This is a genomic window from Undibacterium sp. GW821-FHT07F11, from assembly GCF_059418665.1.
In genome coordinates, this window is the sequence record NZ_JBWKQH010000007.1 from 414,369 (window position 1) to 418,632 (window position 4,264).

A 4,264-nucleotide genomic window follows, 5' to 3' on the forward strand; every position below is an offset into this window, starting at 1 on the left:
ACCGATAAATGGCAACTGGCTGGCGAAAAATTTAGCCAAGCTCTTGTCATTAAACCAGATAAGCATAGAACTTTAAATAATTGGGGAACGGCATTAAGCAAGGAAGCGGATATGTTGTCCAGCACAAACACCGCTCAGGCGAGCAATAAATGGCAACTGGCTGGCGAAAAATTTAGCCAGGCGCTTGCTATCGAACCGGATGGGCATGATGTATTGAGTAATTGGGGCTTGGCATTAAGCAATGAAGCTAGCATGTTGTTCAGCTCAACCCCTGATCGGGCCAGCAGTAAATGGCAACTAGCTGGCGAAAAATTTAGCCAGGCGCTTGCTATCAAGCCAGATGGACATGATGCATTGAATAATTGGGGAACTGCATTAAGTAAGGAAGCAGATGTGTTGTCCAACAAAGACCCTAGCAAGGCTAGCAATAAATGGCAATTGGCCAGTGAAAAGTACAGAGAAGCACTTTGCATTTCTCCCGATACTTTTTATATCTACAGCAACCTGGCTACAATGCTCATAAAACAAAGTCACAAAGAACCAGATGCTAAAAGTCGCGCCGCCTTTCTAGGTGAAGCACAAGATTTACTGATGCTAGGAGAAAAATTGAACAATGGAAGTTGCTCTTACAATCTGGCTTGCGTATTTGCGTTAAAACTTGATATCGCTCAGACAACAACATGGCTAGATCAATGCGCTTCTTTTGGCCAATTAAATGATAAAGCATTCATTGATGGCGACCAGGATTTTGATCTGATCAGATCACATCCAGAATTTGTTGCCTGGATGGAGAAAAATTTTGAGGAAAACCAAAGATAACTGAACCTGCTACATGCAGCACAGCAGTCATGCGTAATAGATGGGATATGGCGGCACACATTCCCAGCGCATGATGAGCTTTGGTACTCGTGCCATCTGCGCCCTTACTGGTGCTGGCAGATGCTGATGTACCTGTGCACCCATTGTTCGCTTCGGTAATCACCTATGCTTGCTTGTTTCATTTGCCTGGAATTCACAGTTATTTCAAGCAGGCTAGCTATACTGCCTGAGCACATGCAAGCGACATGATAATTTTCGATACTTGCCAATCACATTTTGACGTTCCGCAACAAGCAAGGTACTGCTATGCATCAACGCACAATCCTTCGGCCTTGTCTGAGGGCACCGATATCAGAGATTTTTGATGCGGCCCGTTATCTTGATGCGGCAGTTTCTGCGCATCTGGCAGGGCGAAGCGTCTTGGCTGCCGAACTGTTATCGCTCGCAAATGACCCTTTGGTGTGGTCTTGGACAGATTCAATTTGGGGTAAAAAAAGTCTCTATGTATCTGTCAACAAGCAGCACAACACGACAGCAGTTGGCAAAGTACAGGAGCGTATGCCAAGCGCATTGGAAAAAGCGGCTTTACATCAGAGAGATGGATTTCATTGCCGGTTCTGTGGAATACCGGTGATTCGTGCAGAAATAAGAAAGACCATACAAAAGCTCTACCCCGACGTAGTGCCTTGGGGCAGATCCAATACAGCCCAGCATGCTGCCTTCCAGTGCATGTGGGCGCAGTATGATCATGTCGTGCCCCATGCCCATGGCGGCGACAATGCGCTTGACAACCTTGTCATCACATGTGCCGCCTGCAACTACGGAAAGATGAACTACACCCTCGAGCAACTTGGTTTAAGTGACCCTAGATCGAGGCCACCGGTAAAATCTTAATGGGACGGGCTGGAGCGGATAATGCAATCCGGGGCCTTGCAAGTGTAGCCCGCACAAATGCTATCAGCTACGTAAATACGATCAGCGCAGCACAATCACCGCATGCCAGCAACAATAACAAATTCCCGTTCAAAGTGACCGTGACATACGGCGCATTTCAATGCGCCGTATGAATCGCCGTATGCTGAAAAAAATCAGCAATATCTGCTACATGTAACGCACAAGGCTTCTTCAGTCTCCCCCAAGTCTTAACACATACCCGGACGCGCTGAAGCTTTCATTGCCGGCCAGCTTGCCTTGCGAGTGTTCGGCGATCCTGAAGCCTTCGCTCAGGTAAAGGGCGAGTGCGGCTTCGTTGCCGAGCAAGACTTCGGTGTCGAGTTTGCCGTTGTGGATCTGGATGGCGTGACGCAGCAACTGCCTGCCTATGCCTTGCTTGAAGCTGGCCGGGTCTACGTAAAGCCAGGTCAGTTCGCCTTCACTCCAGGCGGCAAAGCCTTGTACCTGGCCGTCAAGTTCTGCCACGACGATGTCGCCGTCGAACAGGCCTTCGTTTTTGCCGGTTTGCTCCAGCGTCAGGTAGGCGTCTGGCAAACCCGCTGCCTGCAGTTCAAACACGCGCGCTGCGTCGTGGATGGCGCACAGGCGTGGCCAGTCGCTGCTTAAATAAGTTCGTATATTCATATGGTCGTCCGTAAGATTGGATCAATTGCAAAATCAGATCGCCATGTGCAATGCCGCACCATGTGCATGGTGTGCACATTGCCTGCGCTAGCGCAAACGTCCTGTCTGCGAGACACAGTTGCAATCTGATTGCTGTCGTTAACTGCACGGGCCTTAGAAATTGCGTATTTCCTGGCCCTGCGCATGTTCTTACCGACTATACGAACATAAAAAACATTGTCATCCCTTTGTTAATTTCTATAATAAAATCTGTTTTCCGGCCCATCCACAGAGAGGCATCCAGATGAAACTCCAGCTCAAAAAAGACTGTCTACCCTACCTGGCAGCATTGCTAGCCCTGCCCTGCCTGACATTTTCTGCCGACAAGGGCAAACCTGCGCCAACCATCAATACGCCGGACACTACCGTCTGCAGCAGCAATGCAGTGGAACGTACGCTGCCATTCCCGGTCGGTGACAAGGCTTTGTATTTCCTTAACCTGCGCGATGGTGACAAAGTCCGCTCGCCTTTCAGGGTGGCGTTTTCAGTCTCTGGCATGGGTGTCGCGCCTGTGCAGGCGGGCAATATTGATGGCACTGGCCATCACCATATCCTGATCGACCTGGATCTGCCGCAAGACATCAAAAAACCGATTCCCTTTGATAGTGCTGAAGAATACCAGCACCAGCATTATAAACATTTTGGCAAAGGCGAAACAGAAACCGTGCTGAATCTGCCGCCCGGCAAACACAAGCTGCGCCTGATGTTCGCCAACCACCAGCATGTACCTTATTACATTGCCAGCAAAGAAGTCAATATCGAGGTGCTGGCGAGCAAGGGGTAAATCAAAACCTGGACGGAAAGTGCAAGGTTCAAGCGACCACTCTATCGTGGTCGTTTTTTTTACTCGCCACCGGTATGGGCTGCAGAACCTGCCCCCAACCGTCATTCCTGCACAGGCAAGTATCCATCTGATCGAGGTTGAAAAAGCCTGGGTAGCGGGATTATTCTTAGCCGCGTAAACACAAAAAAAATCGACGTGCGATCCAAAGTGAAAGGCACGTCGATCTCTTCAGTTGCAACCCTCATGGTATAGCCACCTGGGTGCAGGCTTAGCGGCTTACTTCGATGCTGCCGGGGCAGCGGCTGCTGGTGCTGCCTTAGCATCGTCCGCTTTCTTGTCCTTTTTGGCATGTTTGGCATGCTTCACTTTTTTCTCTACCGCAGGTTTGGCTTCTGCCGCAGGCTTTGCCTCTGCTGCCGGTGCTGGTGTGGCGGCCATTGCGGATGCAGGCGCTGCTTTGGCTGCCGGTGCCGGTGTGCTGGCAACTGCAGAGGCAGATGCTGCCTTGGCTGGTGCGGCAGGCGTTTGTGCAAATGCGCTACCCATCAAAACAGTAGAAGCGATCAGGGCAGTAATGAGCTTGTTCATGGTGAGATTCCTTAAATTATGTGAGCGTTTTAAATCTGTGTTTTTTTATCCGGCAGCTAATGCTGCCGGTGTACATACCTGGTGCAAATTCTTGCTATTGGCGTTTGAAACTTATTTCGATGCTGCGCTGGCTGCGGCGGATGCAGATGCTGGTTTCAATTCAATCTTCTTCATGTCTTTGCTGGCGTGCTTGTCATGCTTGGCGGCCTTGTCAGTCACGGGCTTGGTGTCTGCCGGTGTTGCTGGTGTAGATGCTGTTGCAGAGGCAGAAGCGGCTACTACTTTAGCTGCCGGAGCAGATTTCGCTACGCTGGCTGCAGCGGCAGCTGTTGCTGGTTTGGATGCAGCTGTAGCAGATGCGCTGGCTGGTGTTTGTGCAAATGCGCTACCCATAACAACTGTGGAAGCGATGATGGCGGTGATCAGTTTGTTCATGATATTTCCCTCTTTATGTTT

Annotated in this window: 5 protein-coding genes and 1 pseudogene; 3 read left to right on the forward strand and 3 right to left on the reverse strand. The window is 50.1% G+C overall.

Going from position 1 to position 4,264, the window contains the following annotated elements:
• Both AC07OI_RS19710 and AC07OI_RS19715 read left to right on the forward strand, forming a co-directional pair.
• Positions 1 to 819: tetratricopeptide repeat protein (locus AC07OI_RS19710; protein ID WP_495258424.1), on the forward strand; the 819-nt coding region annotated here is incomplete at its 5' end.
• A gap of 306 nt (positions 820 to 1,125) precedes the next feature.
• Positions 1,126 to 1,713, forward strand: a complete 588-nt coding sequence (locus AC07OI_RS19715) for an HNH endonuclease (protein WP_495258425.1) — start codon at positions 1,126 to 1,128, stop codon at positions 1,711 to 1,713.
• A 231-nt stretch (positions 1,714 to 1,944) separates the two neighbouring features.
• On the opposite strand, the gene AC07OI_RS19720 is transcribed toward AC07OI_RS19715, so the two are convergent.
• Positions 1,945 to 2,397 carry a GNAT family N-acetyltransferase gene (locus AC07OI_RS19720; RefSeq protein WP_492701411.1) on the reverse strand — a complete coding sequence of 151 codons (453 nt, stop codon included), beginning with the start codon at positions 2,395 to 2,397 and terminating at the stop codon, positions 1,945 to 1,947.
• Positions 2,398 to 2,680: 283 nt separating this feature from the next.
• Here AC07OI_RS19720 and AC07OI_RS19725 point away from each other — a divergent pair, with 283 nt between their 5' ends.
• Entirely contained in the window at positions 2,681 to 3,220 is a 540-nt protein-coding gene (locus AC07OI_RS19725) for a DUF4399 domain-containing protein (RefSeq protein WP_495258426.1), read from the forward strand.
• A 276-nt stretch (positions 3,221 to 3,496) separates the two neighbouring features.
• Here the strand turns inward: AC07OI_RS19725 and AC07OI_RS19730 are convergent, their stop codons facing one another.
• Together AC07OI_RS19730 and AC07OI_RS19735 are read right to left on the reverse strand one after the other, a co-directional pair.
• The gene (locus tag AC07OI_RS19730) at positions 3,497 to 3,808 is read right to left on the reverse strand and encodes a hypothetical protein (protein WP_495258427.1); all 312 of its coding nucleotides are present in this window, start codon (positions 3,806 to 3,808) and stop codon (positions 3,497 to 3,499) included.
• A gap of 111 nt (positions 3,809 to 3,919) precedes the next feature.
• Positions 3,920 to 4,264, reverse strand: a pseudogene (locus AC07OI_RS19735) (hypothetical protein); the annotation flags it as partial.

Excerpts from the sequence above, each read along its gene's own strand:
- AC07OI_RS19720 (WP_492701411.1), bottom strand. The coding sequence starts at position 2,397 with ATGAATATACGAACTTATTTAAGCAGCGACTGGCCACGCCTGTGCGCC.
- AC07OI_RS19730 (WP_495258427.1), bottom strand. The coding sequence starts at position 3,808 with ATGAACAAGCTCATTACTGCCCTGATCGCTTCTACTGTTTTGATGGGT.
- AC07OI_RS19725 (WP_495258426.1), top strand. The coding sequence starts at position 2,681 with ATGAAACTCCAGCTCAAAAAAGACTGTCTACCCTACCTGGCAGCATTG.
- AC07OI_RS19715 (WP_495258425.1), top strand. The coding sequence starts at position 1,126 with ATGCATCAACGCACAATCCTTCGGCCTTGTCTGAGGGCACCGATATCA.